Raw genomic sequence first — 14,721 nt, forward strand, 5'->3', positions numbered from 1 at the left:
CGCGACCGACGCCAGTAGCGGGTCGCGGTAGAAAACCAGCGTCAGCCTGACGAAAACTGCCCGAACCCTGTCATAGCGCCAGGCTGCATCGGAGTGTGATCTGCAGCGGAGCAAGGCACCTGACTCGTAATCAGGCGAGCCACTGAGCACCGTCGACACAGCGCGGCGGCAGGCAAAGCCAGAGGTGACGACCTCGCGTAGATCACACCCCGATGCGGATGAGTACACACCGCGAAAGCGGCCCCCTGCGTCAACCCTTGGGAATCAACACGGCGGTGCAAGTCCGCGCTGGAGACGTAACCAGCAAAGCAGATGCGGCGTTGAACGCTGGGTTGAACGCTTCGGCGGCCCTGGAGAAACGCGGTTAAAAGGCACCAGCTTTGGCTGGTTGCTCATCCGAGCGGTCGTGCCGAAAGGCTCCGCTCTCGCCGGATTCGCGCCCGGCCATCTGCCCCCTCCATCCCGCGGACCTCTCCGACTGAACCCTCTCCGGTGCCTGTATGGCCTCTAGCCGTTCTTGAGTGTTCAGTCGAAGGGGTTCACAGATCAAGGAGCATGAAGCTCATGGCTCGAACCAAATACACAGTTGAAAAGGTCCTGTATTTCGCCAACCAGAAAAGCGCGCTCCACGTAGGTCCGAACGAAGAGAAGATCGATTCAGACCTGCACAGGACGGTTCAGGCTCTCGTAGAGAAAGGCGACATTCATCTGTGTGGGACAGACGACTCTGGCGAGTATTTCAAAACCACCAAGTCAGGCGAAATTCATCTTTTGAAATTGCAGATCGCATGGCGCAAAGCTCATCAGAAAGACGTCGCCGACCACCAGGCGGCACTTACCTTGCTCACCGCATAACCCAGCCCCTGGAGACGACCATGAACGCAGCAGCAAAGGTGTTGCCTCTCGCGGGAAATCCAGAGAGAGCATTGACGCCTGCCGAACGACTTTGGGTTGCCAACAGTGCGCACGCTCTGGTCCACGGCGACGACATCAAGTTCAAACGCAGCCTGCAGGAGCCTCAAGGCGTCACATTCGAGCGCTTCCTGATCGCGGTCGATGAGTTCGCCATGGAGAAACTGGGCGAATCTGGTGCGAGCCAGTCAGCGCTGGGGCGACTGGTCTACATGGCCAAGTTCGGTTCGCCCGCCTGCGCCAGAGAGGCCGCAGACACCGTGTTGAACTGCCCCAACCCTAAAGACGCCCTATTCGAAATCGCAGAGGGGCTTTTGCGGCCTTTGGCGGCAGACGGTGTGATCGCTCAGCGCGAGGATGGAGAACTGTGAGCCCGCACATCCTGATCGACGAGGCGCTCGAAACCCTCAAGCACCCCGCCAGCAAACGCGGCGAGGTTGTTCTGGTCCAGCAGATGATCACGAAGATGATGACCGATGAGCTCATCGCCCTTGAAGAGTTTTCCCACTACTGCAGTCGCCTGCTGAGGCACTGCCAGCAGCGCAAGGAGGCGGCATGAGCCAGCCAATAGTCAAATCCCTCATCGATGAGCAACTCGACGAGGTGAGAGCCCGCGCCCAGGTACGCGGAACGATCACCTACCCCGTCGGCATGCGCGTCGCTGACCTGCCCTACCCGATCAAAGCAGACTGGCTCAAACGTAGGCCGCTGGGTGCCCGATCATGACCCGCAAGCAGCGCCAGCTGCGCATCTACACCTGGCGAGGCTCATTCGTCGTGCTGGCCCTTGTAACTGCTTGGATGCTCGCAAGCGCCTACGCATCGCACATCACGCAGTAATCCCGTCCCTATTCAATCGCAGCGCCCCGGCAACAGCATGGCGCAAGGAGCAACCATGTCCGCTACTCAGAAAGTCATCACTATTGACGACATCAGCGCCGACAACGCCCCGGTAATTTACGTCACAGGCGGCCTGAACCAGTTTCTCCGGGCAGTTACCGCCGAGGTCACTGCCGAAGTACCGGACCTGGCCACGGCAAAGGGCCGCGCCCGCATCGCCTCACTGGCGGCCAAGGTCAGCAAGTCGAAAACTGCCGTCGAGAAGCCAGGCCGGGATTACCTGAAACGCCTGAAGGAAATGCCGAAGGTCGTCGAAACCGAGCTGCGCGAGTTCGTCATCAAGATGGATGCACTGCGTGACGCTACCCGCAAGCCACTGACCGACTGGGAAGAAGCGAACGACAAGCGAATCGACGCTCACAGCGACGGAATCCAGCGCATCAAGGACATGGCTGTGTTCGCAGATACGCCCAGCGCCGAAAATATCGCTCGGATCATCGCCGAACTGGAGCTGGTGGAAATCAACGACAGTTGGGAAGAGTTTCTGGCGGAAGCGGCCCAGGCCAAAGACCGGTCGCTGGCAACCCTGCGCACCCTTCTGACCGATCGCACCAAGCACGAAGCAGAGCTGGCAGCCATCGCCCAATTCAACGCAGAGCAGGCGAAGCGCGAGCAGGAAAAGCGTGACGCCGAGATCGCCCGCCAGGCCGTTGAGCGCGCCCAGCGTGAAGCCGAACAGAAGGCCCTGGCCGATCGCGAAGCCGCTGCACGTCGTGAGCAGGAATTGAAAGATCAGGCCGAAGCCCAAAAGCGCGCCGCCGATCAGAAGCTCCGGGATGCTGAGGCAGAAGCCGAGCGCCAGCGCTTACAGATAAAGCTGCAGGAAGAGCAGGCTGAGCGCCAGAAGCTTCAGGCCGAGCAGGATCGGATTGCAGACCTTCAGCGTGCCGAGCAGGAGCGCGCCGCCGCCGAGCAGCGTCAGGCTGAGGCAGTTGAGCAGGCACGACTGGCCGAGGTGAAGCGGCAGGCAGATGCCAAGGCTGAAGAGCTGCGCCAGCAGAAAGCCCGCGAGCGCGATCAAGCACACAAAGCCGCAATCATGGGCGCTGCAAAAGACGCGTTCATGACTCTGAACCTCACCGAGGAAATGGCACGGGCGATTGTTCTGAAGATCGCCCGCCGCGAAGTCCCGAACGTAACCATCAATTTCTGAGGTGTCCATGACGACAGCAATCATCATGCCGGAAGAGCGGCGCACAGCCGTCAGTCAGGCATCGCCGCAAGCCGACAACAGCATCATGGCTGTTATCAGTCGGGCGGCCGCCGATCCAACCTGCGACATCGAGAAGATGGAGCGGCTCCTGGCACTGCACGAACGCATGCAGGCCAAAACAGCAGAGCAAGCCTTCAACGCCGCGATGGCGCAAATGCAGTGCGAAATACCGACGGTGTTTGAAGCAGCTGTCAATTTGCACACGGGAAACGCTTACGCAACGCTCGACGACATCACGCGAACGTTGAAGCCAATCATGCAGCGTCATGGCTTCGCGGTCACTTTCAAGGTTGAGAATATCGAAAAGGCCATAAGGGTGACCGGCATCCTCATGCACAGCGGCGGGCATCGTGAGGAGACGACGATGCAGTTGCCTCTGGACATCGGCAAAGGCCGCAACGATGTGCAGGCCGTAGGGTCGTCTACCACCTACGGGAAGCGCTATGTCATCTGCGCTCTATTGAACATCACTACAGGTGAGACGCGCGATGATGACGGCCAGACGTCCGATGGTTCTGATGGCGAAGACATGCGCGCTCAGGTGCTGAAGGACATCCTTGAACGCGTCGAGCAGACCAAAACCCCCGAAGAACTGAAAGATGTCTGGCAGGCGGCTTTGAAAGTGCTGCAGGCATCAGGCGACACGAACGGCTACTCCACGGTTAAAACCGCTGTAACTGTCCGCAAAGACAAGCTGGAGGCACAAAAATGATTGTAGTCAATTGCACTCAGGGATCGCCTGAGTGGCTGCAAGGCCGCGCCGGCGTCATCACTGCAAGCATGTTCAGCACGGCGCGCGCCAAAGTGAACGGGCTGAACACCCAGCAGAAAAAGTATGTCGACGCCATCCTGTCCGGTCGAAGCGAAGCGAAAGCAATCGAACTCGCTGGCTACAAGTCCGGGCCGAAAGCAGAAGTTGTGCAGCGTGCCTTAGATGGCGAAACGGTTGGCGAGCCATCCGGTGCTGCGCTGACCTACGCTTTTGAGCTGGCAGTTGAACGGATCGGCGGCGCGCCGCTGGATGGCGGCTTCGAAACGTGGCAAATGCGCCGCGGCCATGAGCTTGAGCCGGAAGCGCGGATGGAGCATGAAATTCAGACTGGCCTCATCGTCCAGCAGGTCGGCCTTGTGAAGACGGACGACGGTGCGTTCGGCGCAAGTGCCGACGGCTTCATCGGCGACGATGGCGGCTCGGAATACAAATGTTTCATGGCCCCCGACAAGCTCCGCACATTTCACATCGATAACGACGCCAGCGAAGTGATTGACCAGGTGCAGGGCTGCATGTGGATTACTGGTCGAAAGTGGTGGCACATCGGGATGTACTGCCCTCTTCTGCGCCCGGTTGGCCGCCAGCTCTGGTGGAAAGAATTCAAGCGCGAAGATGACTACATCGAAAAGCTTGAAGAAGACCTATGGGAGTTCAAGCTGCTGGTTGATGGCTACGAGAGGCAGCTGAGGAGTAAAGCAGCATGATGACTACCGAACTGAGCGCCATCCAGCGCAACAGCATCGAATCCGCGCGCCTGGCTGCGGCCATCGCCAAGTTCGAGCGGAAAGACGGCAAGATTCAGCAGGTGGGCGTGTTCAAGCCAGAGCCGCGGCCAAAGCGCAGGGACTGGATCGACCCTGCCACGGTGCTGAACCGCAAGCCCCCTGCCATGAGTCGCCGCGAAAGGAACACACTGCGCAAAATGGCGGCCGAGCTATGAAGCGCCGCAAGCAAAACAACTGCTTTGTCCGCGCCGAACGCAGTTGTCGCGCCCTGCTCAGCAGTAATCATGTCGCCGTGGTTAACGTAGACCCCAGTGGTTTGCAGGTCATGGTGAACTGGAAGAGCCACAAGCAGATCCGCACCTTGGCCATTGCGAACGCCCTCTTCGACTTCTCATACCGATGGACGATCTATATCAGCGCCATGTGTCGAGACGAGCGCGGTGCTGAGTACGTGAAGTCCGTTGAGATATCGCCCGAGGGCCTGCACAAGGTCGACCGACTCACTGAAGCCATCGAGCATTACTACCTGGAGCTGCGCGGTACCTGTAACCAGAACCATCTGGTGGCCTCTGGCTGGATTGCGATCCCCGCCGAGGTTTCGCTTGACGAGGCTCAGGCCGCGAAGCTGTTCTACGCGGCCGGGGCCTGGCATCAGGTTATGGCTGCATGAAGCGCATTCAAAGCCGCGTCCTTCGCGGCAGACGACAGCAACACATGCACTTGCGTCTCAGCAGCCTGAAGGAGCCAGTTTATTACTTGACTTGTTGAGCACTAATACTAATGTCTCCTAGCCGATGTATCGTTCTGTATCGGTGCCTGGGACATCTCGCTTACCGGTCTGTATTCAGGAGGGCGATCGTTTTTCAAGTAGGAAACTACGAAATGGATACCTATAACGAATAAGACAAAAAACATAACAACGCAAACTCTTACCGACCATCGCTGAGTCTTCCTATAGGCTGGTTCTCCAAGCTTGACCGTCTCCCATTCACTTTTGAGCAAAAACCTCGCAGCGTTTGATATTTCGTCAGCTGCGGCGTGCACTTGCTCGCGCATGACTAACACTTTCTGAATGTCATTTTCAGCTCGCATCTCCTTGAGCTTTAATATACAGCCCTCAACTTTATTTTCGACAATAGCAAACTTTTCGTCATGCGGTTTGAAATGCAGCTTTACTGTGGCATATGAGTGATATATATCCTGCATCAAAACCCTTGAAGCATCCAGACTCTCCTTCCAGCTTTCTCGAATAAAAACCGCGTTTTCCGCCTTAAAAACTCTTCCCTCTTCACTTGCAGGTTTAGAATTACCCAGCTTCTCAAAACTGTTAAATCTGCGACGCGTATCAGTCGTGACACTCGCCTGAGAGTTAATCTTAGCAATAAGATCAGCAAGAGCTTTTCGAGCAGAGTCGGTCCAAGACTGCCGAAATTCAGTTGTCTTGCTTTCTTTTTCATTAACTAGCTTAACAATGCTAAGCGCCGCAGTGACGAACCCAGCAAGAGCAGTTAAAAATGCCGTCAATAAAATCTTATCCATATTAAACACCACTCCACAGATATAACTTTAATAAAACCTATCAGAAACCACTTCCAACAAAATTGCCACCACCGGACACGAAGGGAGGCGCTTACCCGAGGCGTGATGCGATGTATTTAAGATGCTTCACTGCCTCAGACTTCTGTTCTGGCCCACCAGGACCATCAATTCCCAGCAGTGTCCCTTGTGCCTTTTCGATCAGATAGTCTTTTGGAGCCCCTAACGAACTGTTCAAAACAGCGATCAATAGGTGTTCCAGTGCATCTACTTGCGCCTGATTACTCATCTCACACTCCATGATCGGGCTCCATGCCGGTCAACATCTATAGCTCACCCCCAACCTATTTGCCACCACAGAGAGCACTGCGCCAGGTCACCACTTTCCGGCAAGGTAAAAGATGCCCCCAGTAAGGCCGGCAACAAAGATTACTTTCAGCAAGTCGCTGAGGGTCGCGCATCCCGAAAAGTACGCTTCGACCTTCACAGCAGCAAAGAGCATCGCGACAAGTAGCGGGACAAACATGATTCGTCGCTGAACCTTAAATCGTTCCTTCTCGGTTCCAATCCACACGTTTCAAGCCTCCTTTGGTCATCCGCAATCATCCACGATAACGCGCAAAGCAGATCAGGTCACCAGAGTATGCGCTGAATGTGCTGCGCATCAAGGAAGCGAGGGAAAGCGGGCTTTCGCGTTACGCCGCCAAGAACCTGATAGGCATCAGCAGCACGCTCATGGAGCGACTCATCGCCGACTTCGACATCGATTACCCGGTGAACAGTATCTACCGTAAGTGAAGCGCACGCCAAAGACACAGGCGCAGCACTCCAAGGACTATCGGGACCGAAAGAAAGCCGAGGCGGAACGGCTCGGGATTGAGAAGGTAACCATCAGCCTGGCGTCCGGCGTGAAAGCCGGCATGTCAGCCGCGATGAAGCGCAACGGAATCAACAGCCCGCAGGAAGCTTGGCAGAACCTAGGGCTGTACTTCATGCGTGCCTGCCCTGCCGAGCAGGATCGAATGCTTGGAACTGACGCGTCAGAATCCGAGTAAACGCGGCGATGTGGCCCCAGTTACGGCAGCGCAACGATCCTGTTAACAAGCTCTCGTCCACGTGCCAGCGCCGCGTTCTCCGCAAGGTACATGTCTGCGTATTGGCCTTGAAGATGGTCAAGTGTTCCCGGTATTTCGGCATCGCCCTGAAAGACGGCAACAGCCCCCAAGTAGTGAGCCATCTGACACCGATCGTCCCTTGGATTGGTCTTTACCGGGCCGAACACCTTCACCCTGATTTCGTAATCAAGGTAATCCTCGCTGCTCTTTGTCTCGATCGCCATAAACGTCTCCTCGTGGTAGCCAGCTCCATGCCGGTCACCCGTAATACCCCATCCCAAACCAATTTGCCACCACCGGACACGGAGGGCGGCGCATGCATGGAGAAACGCCATGAAGATCGAAAAAAGTGCAGTTACAAAACTGGTGATCTCGGACATGCCTCGCCTTGATCCGATAACTGTTTTCCTCGAAGACTTCGGCCGCCGTGACTGCCCAATTGAAGGCAACCCCGGCTACCAGACAGCGCAGGGAAAAATCACCATCAACTGCTGGAGCAAGAGCTGGAACGCCTACTGGGGCGGAATGGGGCCGCGCACTGTGGCCCAGTTCGTGACGCAGTGCGATTCAGGTTACGTTCTCAACTGCCTGAGCCGCGGACTAGACAGCACACGGTTCAGCGGCAAGGCGCTGGCCGCTAAGTGCGTGATCGAGCGCCGCCGCCATCGGAATCTGCAAACTTGGGAGTGTGGCTCGCTGGATGCGCAGGACGCACGAGAGCTTTGGGACCGCATCGAAGATCTAAGTGAAATCGAAACCCAAAACGATTGCTGGCATCACGGCGAATTGCTGACGGCTCTGTTCGGTGATGAGTGGCATTACCCGGTCGGCGAGCGTGCCGTGGAGCGCAACCACGAATACGACTACCTGCTGCGCATTGTTGAAGCTGTTCAGCAAGCACTGGCCGAACCAGTCGCCAAGACCGCCTAACCCCACCCCCACCTATTGCGCTGAACGCCTCGGCAGGCTCGATCAACCGCCGGACCGAGCTTGAATCACTTCCTCAGTAACACGCTTGAGCTTTGACTCGCGGATAACCTTCTCCAAAAGGCTGTTATCGACGTGAAGCCTTTCTAGCGATTCGGGGGTAAGCGAACCTTCCTCAACCAGCCGTAGCAGTTGGTCCTGAAAGTGGACGTGAACGGCAAGCGGGCTTACAGATATAGGCCCGGTAATCTTATCGGCGTATTGAAAGGCCTCGCTTCTATGGCGAATAGCCAAGTCGAGAATAGTCTTTGCCCTCTCTCTTTTTGACTGGTAATGAGCCTGAAGCCACATAGCGCCAAATGAACTTGTCGCGCCGATAGCTGCACCCAATACAACCCCCCAAGCTGCATCCATGACCTTATTCCCTTTAGGTTGCAAACCTGATCTATAACCCATCCACCCATGAAACGCTACCACGCCTATGCAGGCGGGCGGCTGCCTGGAGTATCCATGAAGTATGAACTACATCTCGGCGACTGCCTGGAGGTGATGCGCGGCCTGCCTTCGAACTCCATCGACAGTATTGTGACCGACCCGCCCTACGGCTTAACAAGTGCAAGGCCGGGCGGCAGAAGCGCAGCGACCCAAGGCTCTGTAATGAAGGGATTCATGGGGCTTGAATGGGATGGGGAGGTTCCAAGCGCAGACGTGTGGATCGAATGCTTGCGGTTACTGAAGCCCGGCGGCCACCTACTTTCGTTCGCCGCAGCTCGCACCTATCACCATATGGCAATGGGAATCGAGGAGGCAGGCTTCGAGATCCGCGACCAGATCATGTGGGTGTTCGGCAGCGGCTTTCCGAAGTCGCATAACCTCAAGGGCGAGCACGTGGGCTGGGGTACCGCACTCAAGCCCGCGCATGAGCCGATCTGCATGGCACGCAAGCCTTTTCCCGGTACCGTAGCGGCCAACGTGCTCGAGCACGGGACGGGGGCGCTCAACATAGACGCCTGCCGCATCGGCGTGGTCGACGCAGCATATGCCCGGAACTGCTCAGGCGATCGAGGCAATGCGGGCACTCGGTCGATCGAGGCGCAGAGCGCGACCAGCCTGCGCGCTGGCGGTGGATCCGCTGCATCGGGCCGCTGGCCTGCGAACCTGATCCATGACGGCAGCGATGTGATCGTGGGCATGTTCCCCGCCGAGGCTGGTGCAGCCGCCCCGGTCATGGGTACCGAACCCACGGCCAACGGATTCAGTGGCGCGGTGAGCTACAGCGGAATGCGCGAGCGTATGGCTGGCGCATTCCACGGTGATACCGGCAGCGCCGCCCGTTTCTTCTACTGCGCAAAGACCAGCCGGACGGATCGCCACGCAGGTCTGATCGACCCTGGCCCCCAGTTCAAGAAGGGCACCACGCTGCGCAAGGTCGAGACGACAGACACGAAGGGCAATAACCACCCAACGGTGAAGCCAACGGACCTTATGGCTTACCTGCTCCGTCTGGTCACACCACTTGGTGGAAAAACGCTTGACCCCTTCATGGGTTCGGGAAGCACAGGTAAGGCAGCGGTGCTTGAGGGGTTCGATTTCATAGGGATTGAGCAGGACGCCGCGTACATGGCGATCGCCAAAGCCCGCATAGCCTACGCGCAGACGAAGCGTCAGACCCAGCAGCAAGATCAGCAACTACAGGAACAGCAGCTCAGCCTGTTCAGCGCATAACCCCCACCAAATCAACGACTCACGCCGCCTCGGCGAGGATGAACTATGTCCGCTCACCAGCAATACCCGCCCCTGCAGTACGGAAGCGTGTGCAGCGGCATTGAGGCCGCGACCGCAGCCTGGCACCCGCTGGGCATGGAACCGGTGTGGTTCGCCGAGATTGAACCCTTCCCCAGCGCCGTGCTGGCCCACCACTACCCTCGCACTCCGAACCTTGGCGACATGACCAAACTCGGGGCCTTGGTCCTGGCTGGCAAGATCAAAGCGCCGGACGTACTTGTGGGCGGCACGCCGTGCCAGGCGTTCAGTGTCGCCGGCATGAGACAGGGCATGCTCGACCCGCGCGGTGCCCTAACCATCAAATATGTGGAGCTTGCAGATGCAGTTGACCATGTTCGAACCAGTCGTAACCAACCCGAAAGCATCATCGTCTGGGAGAACGTCCCCGGTGTCCTTTCCGACAAAGGCAACGCCTTCGGATGCTTTCTTGGCGCGCTTGCTGGGGAAGACTGCGAACTGCAACCTCCAGGGAAGCGGTGGCAGGACGCTGGTTGTGTGTATGGACCCAAAAGAACAATCGCGTGGCGGATCCTGGACGCCCAATATTTCGGCCTGGCCCAACGACGCCGCCGTGTGTTCCTTGTCGCAAGTGCTCGAGCAGACTTCGATCCCACCGCGGTACTTTTTGAGCGCGAAGGCGTGCGCCGGGAAACCCACCTCGGCCGCATACGCTGGTGCCCTTGGTCGATCCGCGTGCACCACATCATGCGGCCCGACGCCGACCGGGACCTGCACGACCATCCGTGGGATGCGCGCACGGTCATCCTGCGCGGGTTCTACAACGAACAGCGCCGCCACTTCTGGTTGGCTGGCGGGCATAGCGATCTCGAATACTGGCGGCGACCGGGCTCCACCGCACAGCTCAAACACGGCGAATACCACCGCATCGACGAAGTGTCGCCCGGCGGCGTGTACACGCTCTTCATCACCAGCCGCTGGAAAGGCGACTGGGGCTTTCTGGTCAACGGCGTGAAGGTCGCTTGGCGTGAATACACTGGGGAAAAATCATGAGCAATGAATGCAAGGCTGTGCCGGTGAACTGTCGCCAGCGACTCGCCGCCGAAGGAAAGCCCTACCCGAGGTCGTCGTGCGCAGCCTGCGGTCAGTTCTCTCCTAATTGGCGTGAGTGCGAATCGATGCTGGCCAGGCCCGCCTGTCAACCGTCAGCGCTCGCCCAGCCGAACGATCAGAATCCCCGAGGCCCGCGTGAACTCTTCCAGAAATGGGTGCTGTCGATCGAGCATCCTGTAAAGGGCTGGCTCGACGGACACTGGCTTCGCCGTGGTGATGACCGCGAAGGGTATGCGGACGAATACGTTCAAGGCCTTTGGGTTGCGTTCAAGGCGTTCGTCGTCCAGCCAGTCGGTCATCAGGGCGAGCCGGATTTCAAGTCAGACGATAACGCCGTCTACATTTTCTCAAAGCTGATGGCGCATAAAATGGCAAAGTCGGCAGCAAATGGTCGCTCTGGCTGGCAACACTGCAGTCAAGATGACCTTAGCCAGATGCTGCGCGATCATGTTGAAAAGGGCGACCCGGTGGACGTAGCCAACTTCTGCATGATGCTTTGTGCCAACGGATTCAGCATATCAAAATCGCAAGACCAGCCCGCCACGGCGAAGGTGGATGAGCGCGCAGCGTTTGAATCTTGGCACAACACGCGCTACCCGCTGCACTCAATGCTATTGAGCTTCTGCGAAAGAACAGGCGGCTATTCGTACATATCTAGGCGGGTAATGTTCGAACTCTGGCTGGCCCGCGCCAAGCTGAACGGCGGCCAGGCATGACCAGCAAGCCAATATGCTGGCGTGCAGCTGCCCAGGCAGTGCCGAAACAACCGAGTATCACCGCCGAAAGGCCGATACTTGAACTCATAAAGCGCTTCTCCAAGGGTTTGACAGGGCCTCACTTTTGCCCGGTGCGCCCGAACACCCCGCAGTAACCACCCCCTCTCAATCAATTCAATGTCAGCCGCGTGTGCGGCAAGGACGAAGTCATGTTTGAAATAAAGGAACGGCCGATCCTGTTCAGCGCGCCGATGGTGCGCGCCATCCTGTCCGGCCAGAAGACAGTCACGCGGCGAGTAGTGAAGGTTCAGCCATTCGACCTGAGCTGGTCGCGGCGTGATCACCGGTTTGAGTACATGGCCGGCCGCGCCTTGAATGGCGACGAGATAGACGGCTTCTATGCCTGCTCCACCCGCAGCGGCGGGGAATGGAGCGCAAAGTGCCCGTACGGCCAGCCTGGCGACCGGCTATGGGTGCGAGAGACGTGGTCAGACGTGAACTTGCAGGGCGCACCAGGCATCGCGTATCGAGCAGACGGCGACGTGCGCGACTTGATGGAAGATGCCAGCTTCCTCGATGAGGGCGGCGCATTCAATTACGACGATCCGCGCTCGAAGCCCTACCAATTTGCCTGCTGGTCAGAAGATTTGCTCGGCGGCAAAGAAGGCCGTTGGCGCCCATCCATTCATATCCCGCGCTGGGCCAGCCGCATCCTGTTGGAAATTACAGCCGTGCGCGTCGAGCGGTTGCAGGATATCAGCGAGGATCAGGCCAAGGCCGAAGGCATAAGGCTTTACACCGATCATGCCGAACTCGGTGAGTGGTGGCACGTCGATGGGATCGAAACCTACAGCGCTGACCCGCGCAAATCGTTCGAGCTGCTCTGGACATCCGTCGGTGGCGACTGGAACTCCAATCCATGGGTCTGGGTCGTCGAGTTCAAGCGCGTGACGACCTGAGCCTACCGCACCATAAATATCAGCTCTCCCCTGTCAGTCATAGCCATGCCGTACTTGAGCCTGCCCAGGTACTGCTCGTGCATTGAGTAGACCCGGTCATCGATGATTCTGAAAATCATCGTTGTTTCCGACCAGATATTGCCGTCCACCGCCCGCCTGCCGAGCCTGGCATTGCGCGGACCGTAAACCTCATACGCCGTTGTGGTGCATTCCATGACCTCTCCTTGGTGTTGCGCCAGCTCCTGCTGACTGCGTGGACCATAGCAGTGATCGGTAGCACCTGCCCGATATCCCCTTCCCATTTACAGCCTGCCGCTGACCGGCGGGCGGAGACGTGCCCATGAAAGTAGAAATGAGCGGTGCCGGAATCACGATGGCTTCCGTCCAGCCGAGCGCGATCAAGTGCCCTAAGTGCGATTACAAGGGGCATGGCCAGCTGACAACTCGATATCGAACTTACTGCCCGGTCTGTTTCGACGAGTTCATTCGCCAGAACGTCCCTGAGGTGGTCCCCGACCCAGAAGGCAACCCCTTCGACCCCAATAGCCAGTTTGTTTACCTCTAACCCCTTCCGCCGCCAAGCGCGGCCCACACTCATTTCAATATCTAACAAGGGCGGTCCTGAGCGGGCTGCAGGAGCTACTGATGGACGAAATTCACTTTCTGTCGCACGAAGAGGTATGCACCCTAACCGGTGCCAAAACGAAAGCCGGCCAAATAACGGTGTTAAAGCGGAACGGGATTCGGCACACGATTAAAAGAAGTGGTTGGCCATGTGTCATTGCGTCAGCGCTGACTGGCGAAGCCGTGACCACCACGACTCCAGGCAAACCTAAATGGCAGCCACGGCTGGTGGGATAAATGGGAAGAAAGCCGATTAACCCCGACAGCGTCACACGGCTCAGAAAGCGTAAACAGCGCAGCGGGGTCGTCTATTACTACTATGACATCGGAGGTTCACCGCGAAAGGAAATCCCACTGGGCTCTGACTATGGCATGGCGATCGTCGAGTACGCCAAGCTGGAGAAGAGCCGAACATCCTCGGCTCTCGTCCAGCAGGTGCTGACCTTTGCGTATGTCGCGGAAAAGTACATGGCTGAGGTCGTGCCCACCAAAAGCCCGGCAACACAGAAAGACAATGCCAGGGAGCTGAAGCAACTTCTGAAGTTCTTCGACGATCCGCCAGCACCGCTGGAAGCGATCGAACCTCAACACGTCGTGCAGTACCTGCGCCAGCGAGGCAAGACTGCCCCTGTACGAGCAAACAGGGAGAAGGCGCTACTGAGTGCTATCTGGAATTTTGCGAGGAGCGCCGGCTACACGGCGCTGGCCAACCCGTGCGCGGGCGTAAAGGGTCACAAGGAAGTTGGGCGAGACCATTACATCGAGGACGAGATGTTTGCTCTGGTTTACGGCCATGCGGAGCAGCCTCTACGCGATGCTCTGGATCTGTTCTACCTGACCGGACAGCGGATTGCGGACACGCTGAAAATGGACGAGCGCGATATACGCGACGGCCGGCTATGGGTTCAACAAGGCAAGACGAATGCAAAAAGGAGGATTGAAATTACAGGTGAGCTGAAAGTGGTCATTGACCGCATTATGACCAGAAAGGAAGGACACAGGATCCGCACTTCCAGGCTGATCGTTATGGATAACGGCCAGCCTATGACGAGCAGCATGTTGCGGGGGAGATTTGATGCGGCACGCGAGGCGGCCGGTGTCGAGAAGGGAGAGTTTCAGATGCGAGACCTGCGAGCGAAAGCCGGCACGGATAAGGCTGAATCGAGCGGCGATATCCTTCAAGCCCGCGATCAGCTCGGGCACACCACCGTGGTGATGACCGAGAATTACATCCGCAAAAGGATCGGGAAAAAGGTCACTCCAACCAAGTAAATTCTGCACCGCAATTATTTTTACCCCCTTGAATTTAAAGGGCTGCAAGGCAGGTAATTAACGTATCGTGCGGTGCAGGATCATTGCTAACCATATGTTTATAAAGGATAAATTTACGGACTTAAAATCCCTCGTCCTTTGGACGTGCCGGTTCGAACCCGGTTCGGGGAACCACATATATATAAAGGGCTTACG

At 57.5% G+C, this 14,721-nt stretch carries 23 protein-coding genes and 2 pseudogenes; 20 read left to right on the forward strand and 5 right to left on the reverse strand.

Going from position 1 to position 14,721, the window contains the following annotated elements:
• Positions 1-564: 564 nt before the first annotated feature.
• The 9 genes from V476_RS28510 to V476_RS25450 all read left to right on the forward strand — a co-directional run bounded on the left by V476_RS28510 (position 565) and on the right by V476_RS25450 (position 5,191).
• Positions 565-855, forward strand: a complete 291-nt coding sequence (locus V476_RS28510; RefSeq protein WP_024961042.1) for a hypothetical protein — start codon at positions 565-567, stop codon at positions 853-855.
• A 20-nt stretch (positions 856-875) separates the two neighbouring features.
• On the forward strand, positions 876-1,283 hold the full coding sequence (locus V476_RS25420) for a hypothetical protein (RefSeq protein ID WP_024961043.1): 408 nt from the start codon (positions 876-878) through the stop codon (positions 1,281-1,283).
• Positions 1,280-1,471, forward strand: a complete 192-nt coding sequence (locus tag V476_RS25425; RefSeq protein WP_024961044.1) for a hypothetical protein — start codon at positions 1,280-1,282, stop codon at positions 1,469-1,471. Before V476_RS25420 ends, V476_RS25425 begins: the two co-directional genes overlap by 4 nt.
• On the forward strand, positions 1,468-1,638 hold the full coding sequence (locus V476_RS28680) for a hypothetical protein (RefSeq protein ID WP_032629585.1): 171 nt from the start codon (positions 1,468-1,470) through the stop codon (positions 1,636-1,638). Before V476_RS25425 ends, V476_RS28680 begins: the two co-directional genes overlap by 4 nt.
• 168 nt (positions 1,639-1,806) lie before the next feature.
• Positions 1,807-2,964, forward strand: a complete 1,158-nt coding sequence (locus tag V476_RS25430; protein ID WP_024961045.1) for a coiled-coil domain-containing protein — start codon at positions 1,807-1,809, stop codon at positions 2,962-2,964.
• 7 nt (positions 2,965-2,971) lie between these two features.
• A complete protein-coding gene (locus tag V476_RS25435) occupies positions 2,972-3,736 on the forward strand; it encodes an ERF family protein (protein ID WP_024961046.1) in 765 nt (254 codons plus the stop codon).
• Positions 3,733-4,500 (forward strand): lambda exonuclease family protein, encoded by a 768-nt coding sequence (locus tag V476_RS25440; protein WP_024961047.1) that lies wholly within the window; start codon positions 3,733-3,735, stop codon positions 4,498-4,500. The genes V476_RS25435 and V476_RS25440 overlap by 4 nt, the downstream gene beginning before the upstream one ends.
• Complete coding sequence (locus tag V476_RS25445; RefSeq protein WP_024961048.1) at positions 4,497-4,736, forward strand: hypothetical protein; 240 nt, start codon at positions 4,497-4,499, stop codon at positions 4,734-4,736. The genes V476_RS25440 and V476_RS25445 overlap by 4 nt, the downstream gene beginning before the upstream one ends.
• Positions 4,733-5,191, forward strand: coding sequence for a hypothetical protein (locus V476_RS25450; protein ID WP_024961049.1), 459 nt, complete (start codon positions 4,733-4,735; stop codon positions 5,189-5,191). The genes V476_RS25445 and V476_RS25450 overlap by 4 nt, the downstream gene beginning before the upstream one ends.
• A 107-nt stretch (positions 5,192-5,298) precedes the next feature.
• Here the strand turns inward: V476_RS25450 and V476_RS25455 are convergent, their stop codons facing one another.
• Positions 5,299-6,060 carry a hypothetical protein gene (locus V476_RS25455; RefSeq protein WP_024660233.1) on the reverse strand — a complete coding sequence of 254 codons (762 nt, stop codon included), beginning with the start codon at positions 6,058-6,060 and terminating at the stop codon, positions 5,299-5,301.
• 91 nt (positions 6,061-6,151) lie between these two features.
• Entirely contained in the window at positions 6,152-6,346 is a 195-nt protein-coding gene (locus V476_RS25460; RefSeq protein WP_146050734.1) for a hypothetical protein, read from the reverse strand.
• A gap of 365 nt (positions 6,347-6,711) precedes the next feature.
• Here V476_RS25460 and V476_RS28685 point away from each other — a divergent pair, with 365 nt between their 5' ends.
• Complete coding sequence (locus tag V476_RS28685; RefSeq protein ID WP_003393076.1) at positions 6,712-6,855, forward strand: hypothetical protein; 144 nt, start codon at positions 6,712-6,714, stop codon at positions 6,853-6,855.
• Positions 6,852-7,112, forward strand: coding sequence for a hypothetical protein (locus tag V476_RS25475; protein WP_024961051.1), 261 nt, complete (start codon positions 6,852-6,854; stop codon positions 7,110-7,112). The genes V476_RS28685 and V476_RS25475 overlap by 4 nt, the downstream gene beginning before the upstream one ends.
• 20 nt (positions 7,113-7,132) lie before the next feature.
• On the opposite strand, the gene V476_RS25480 is transcribed toward V476_RS25475, so the two are convergent.
• Positions 7,133-7,396 (reverse strand): hypothetical protein, encoded by a 264-nt coding sequence (locus tag V476_RS25480; RefSeq protein ID WP_024961052.1) that lies wholly within the window; start codon positions 7,394-7,396, stop codon positions 7,133-7,135.
• A gap of 109 nt (positions 7,397-7,505) precedes the next feature.
• On the opposite strand from V476_RS25480, the gene V476_RS25485 reads away from it, so the two are divergent.
• Positions 7,506-8,102, forward strand: a complete 597-nt coding sequence (locus V476_RS25485; RefSeq protein ID WP_024961053.1) for a phiTE_072 family protein — start codon at positions 7,506-7,508, stop codon at positions 8,100-8,102.
• A gap of 42 nt (positions 8,103-8,144) precedes the next feature.
• On the opposite strand, the gene V476_RS25490 is transcribed toward V476_RS25485, so the two are convergent.
• Positions 8,145-8,513 carry a hypothetical protein gene (locus V476_RS25490; RefSeq protein WP_024961054.1) on the reverse strand — a complete coding sequence of 123 codons (369 nt, stop codon included), beginning with the start codon at positions 8,511-8,513 and terminating at the stop codon, positions 8,145-8,147.
• Between the two features lie 96 nt (positions 8,514-8,609).
• On the opposite strand from V476_RS25490, the gene V476_RS25495 reads away from it, so the two are divergent.
• The 5 genes and pseudogenes from V476_RS25495 (at position 8,610) to V476_RS25510 (ending at position 12,630) form a co-directional block, all read left to right on the forward strand.
• Positions 8,610-9,824 carry a DNA-methyltransferase gene (locus V476_RS25495; protein ID WP_027902974.1) on the forward strand — a complete coding sequence of 405 codons (1,215 nt, stop codon included), beginning with the start codon at positions 8,610-8,612 and terminating at the stop codon, positions 9,822-9,824.
• 45 nt (positions 9,825-9,869) lie between these two features.
• Positions 9,870-10,538, forward strand: a pseudogene (locus tag V476_RS28690) (DNA cytosine methyltransferase); the annotation flags it as partial.
• Positions 10,530-10,895 (forward strand): annotated as a pseudogene (locus V476_RS28750) (hypothetical protein); the annotation flags it as partial. The pseudogenes V476_RS28690 and V476_RS28750, both read left to right, overlap by 9 nt.
• On the forward strand, positions 10,892-11,671 hold the full coding sequence (locus V476_RS28755; RefSeq protein ID WP_174518590.1) for a hypothetical protein: 780 nt from the start codon (positions 10,892-10,894) through the stop codon (positions 11,669-11,671). The pseudogene V476_RS28750 and the gene V476_RS28755, both read left to right, overlap by 4 nt.
• Positions 11,672-11,880: 209 nt before the next feature.
• Positions 11,881-12,630 (forward strand): hypothetical protein, encoded by a 750-nt coding sequence (locus V476_RS25510; RefSeq protein WP_024961057.1) that lies wholly within the window; start codon positions 11,881-11,883, stop codon positions 12,628-12,630.
• Positions 12,631-12,632: 2 nt separating this feature from the next.
• On the opposite strand, the gene V476_RS25515 is transcribed toward V476_RS25510, so the two are convergent.
• Positions 12,633-12,845, reverse strand: coding sequence for a hypothetical protein (locus V476_RS25515; protein WP_024961058.1), 213 nt, complete (start codon positions 12,843-12,845; stop codon positions 12,633-12,635).
• Positions 12,846-13,003: 158 nt separating this feature from the next.
• Between V476_RS25515 and V476_RS25520 the strand changes: the two genes are divergently transcribed.
• From V476_RS25520 to V476_RS25530, 3 genes are all read left to right on the forward strand, one after another.
• On the forward strand, positions 13,004-13,195 hold the full coding sequence (locus V476_RS25520; RefSeq protein ID WP_024961059.1) for a hypothetical protein: 192 nt from the start codon (positions 13,004-13,006) through the stop codon (positions 13,193-13,195).
• Between the two features lie 80 nt (positions 13,196-13,275).
• Positions 13,276-13,491 (forward strand): DUF4224 domain-containing protein, encoded by a 216-nt coding sequence (locus V476_RS25525; protein ID WP_010436434.1) that lies wholly within the window; start codon positions 13,276-13,278, stop codon positions 13,489-13,491.
• Positions 13,492-14,526, forward strand: a complete 1,035-nt coding sequence (locus tag V476_RS25530; RefSeq protein ID WP_024961060.1) for a site-specific integrase — start codon at positions 13,492-13,494, stop codon at positions 14,524-14,526. It begins immediately after the preceding gene.
• Positions 14,527-14,721 lie beyond the last annotated feature (195 nt).

Source organism: Pseudomonas syringae KCTC 12500 (genome assembly GCF_000507185.2).
GTDB classification, from domain to species: Bacteria; Pseudomonadota; Gammaproteobacteria; order Pseudomonadales; family Pseudomonadaceae; genus Aquipseudomonas; species Aquipseudomonas syringae.

Bases quoted from the DNA above. Each gene is read 5' to 3' on its own strand.
- V476_RS28680 (WP_032629585.1), top strand. From the start codon at position 1,468: ATGAGCCAGCCAATAGTCAAATCCCTCATCGATGAGCAACTCGACGAG.
- V476_RS25490 (WP_024961054.1), bottom strand. From the start codon at position 8,513: ATGGATGCAGCTTGGGGGGTTGTATTGGGTGCAGCTATCGGCGCGACA.
- V476_RS25430 (WP_024961045.1), top strand. From the start codon at position 1,807: ATGTCCGCTACTCAGAAAGTCATCACTATTGACGACATCAGCGCCGAC.
- V476_RS25520 (WP_024961059.1), top strand. From the start codon at position 13,004: ATGGCTTCCGTCCAGCCGAGCGCGATCAAGTGCCCTAAGTGCGATTAC.
- V476_RS25480 (WP_024961052.1), bottom strand. From the start codon at position 7,396: ATGGCGATCGAGACAAAGAGCAGCGAGGATTACCTTGATTACGAAATC.
- V476_RS25450 (WP_024961049.1), top strand. From the start codon at position 4,733: ATGAAGCGCCGCAAGCAAAACAACTGCTTTGTCCGCGCCGAACGCAGT.
- V476_RS28755 (WP_174518590.1), top strand. From the start codon at position 10,892: ATGAGCAATGAATGCAAGGCTGTGCCGGTGAACTGTCGCCAGCGACTC.
- V476_RS28510 (WP_024961042.1), top strand. From the start codon at position 565: ATGGCTCGAACCAAATACACAGTTGAAAAGGTCCTGTATTTCGCCAAC.
- V476_RS25510 (WP_024961057.1), top strand. From the start codon at position 11,881: ATGTTTGAAATAAAGGAACGGCCGATCCTGTTCAGCGCGCCGATGGTG.
- V476_RS25460 (WP_146050734.1), bottom strand. From the start codon at position 6,346: ATGAGTAATCAGGCGCAAGTAGATGCACTGGAACACCTATTGATCGCT.
- V476_RS25455 (WP_024660233.1), bottom strand. From the start codon at position 6,060: ATGGATAAGATTTTATTGACGGCATTTTTAACTGCTCTTGCTGGGTTC.
- V476_RS25445 (WP_024961048.1), top strand. From the start codon at position 4,497: ATGATGACTACCGAACTGAGCGCCATCCAGCGCAACAGCATCGAATCC.
- V476_RS25435 (WP_024961046.1), top strand. From the start codon at position 2,972: ATGACGACAGCAATCATCATGCCGGAAGAGCGGCGCACAGCCGTCAGT.
- V476_RS25440 (WP_024961047.1), top strand. From the start codon at position 3,733: ATGATTGTAGTCAATTGCACTCAGGGATCGCCTGAGTGGCTGCAAGGC.
- V476_RS25530 (WP_024961060.1), top strand. From the start codon at position 13,492: ATGGGAAGAAAGCCGATTAACCCCGACAGCGTCACACGGCTCAGAAAG.
- V476_RS25525 (WP_010436434.1), top strand. From the start codon at position 13,276: ATGGACGAAATTCACTTTCTGTCGCACGAAGAGGTATGCACCCTAACC.
- V476_RS25485 (WP_024961053.1), top strand. From the start codon at position 7,506: ATGAAGATCGAAAAAAGTGCAGTTACAAAACTGGTGATCTCGGACATG.
- V476_RS25420 (WP_024961043.1), top strand. From the start codon at position 876: ATGAACGCAGCAGCAAAGGTGTTGCCTCTCGCGGGAAATCCAGAGAGA.
- V476_RS25495 (WP_027902974.1), top strand. From the start codon at position 8,610: ATGAAGTATGAACTACATCTCGGCGACTGCCTGGAGGTGATGCGCGGC.
- V476_RS25515 (WP_024961058.1), bottom strand. From the start codon at position 12,845: ATGGAATGCACCACAACGGCGTATGAGGTTTACGGTCCGCGCAATGCC.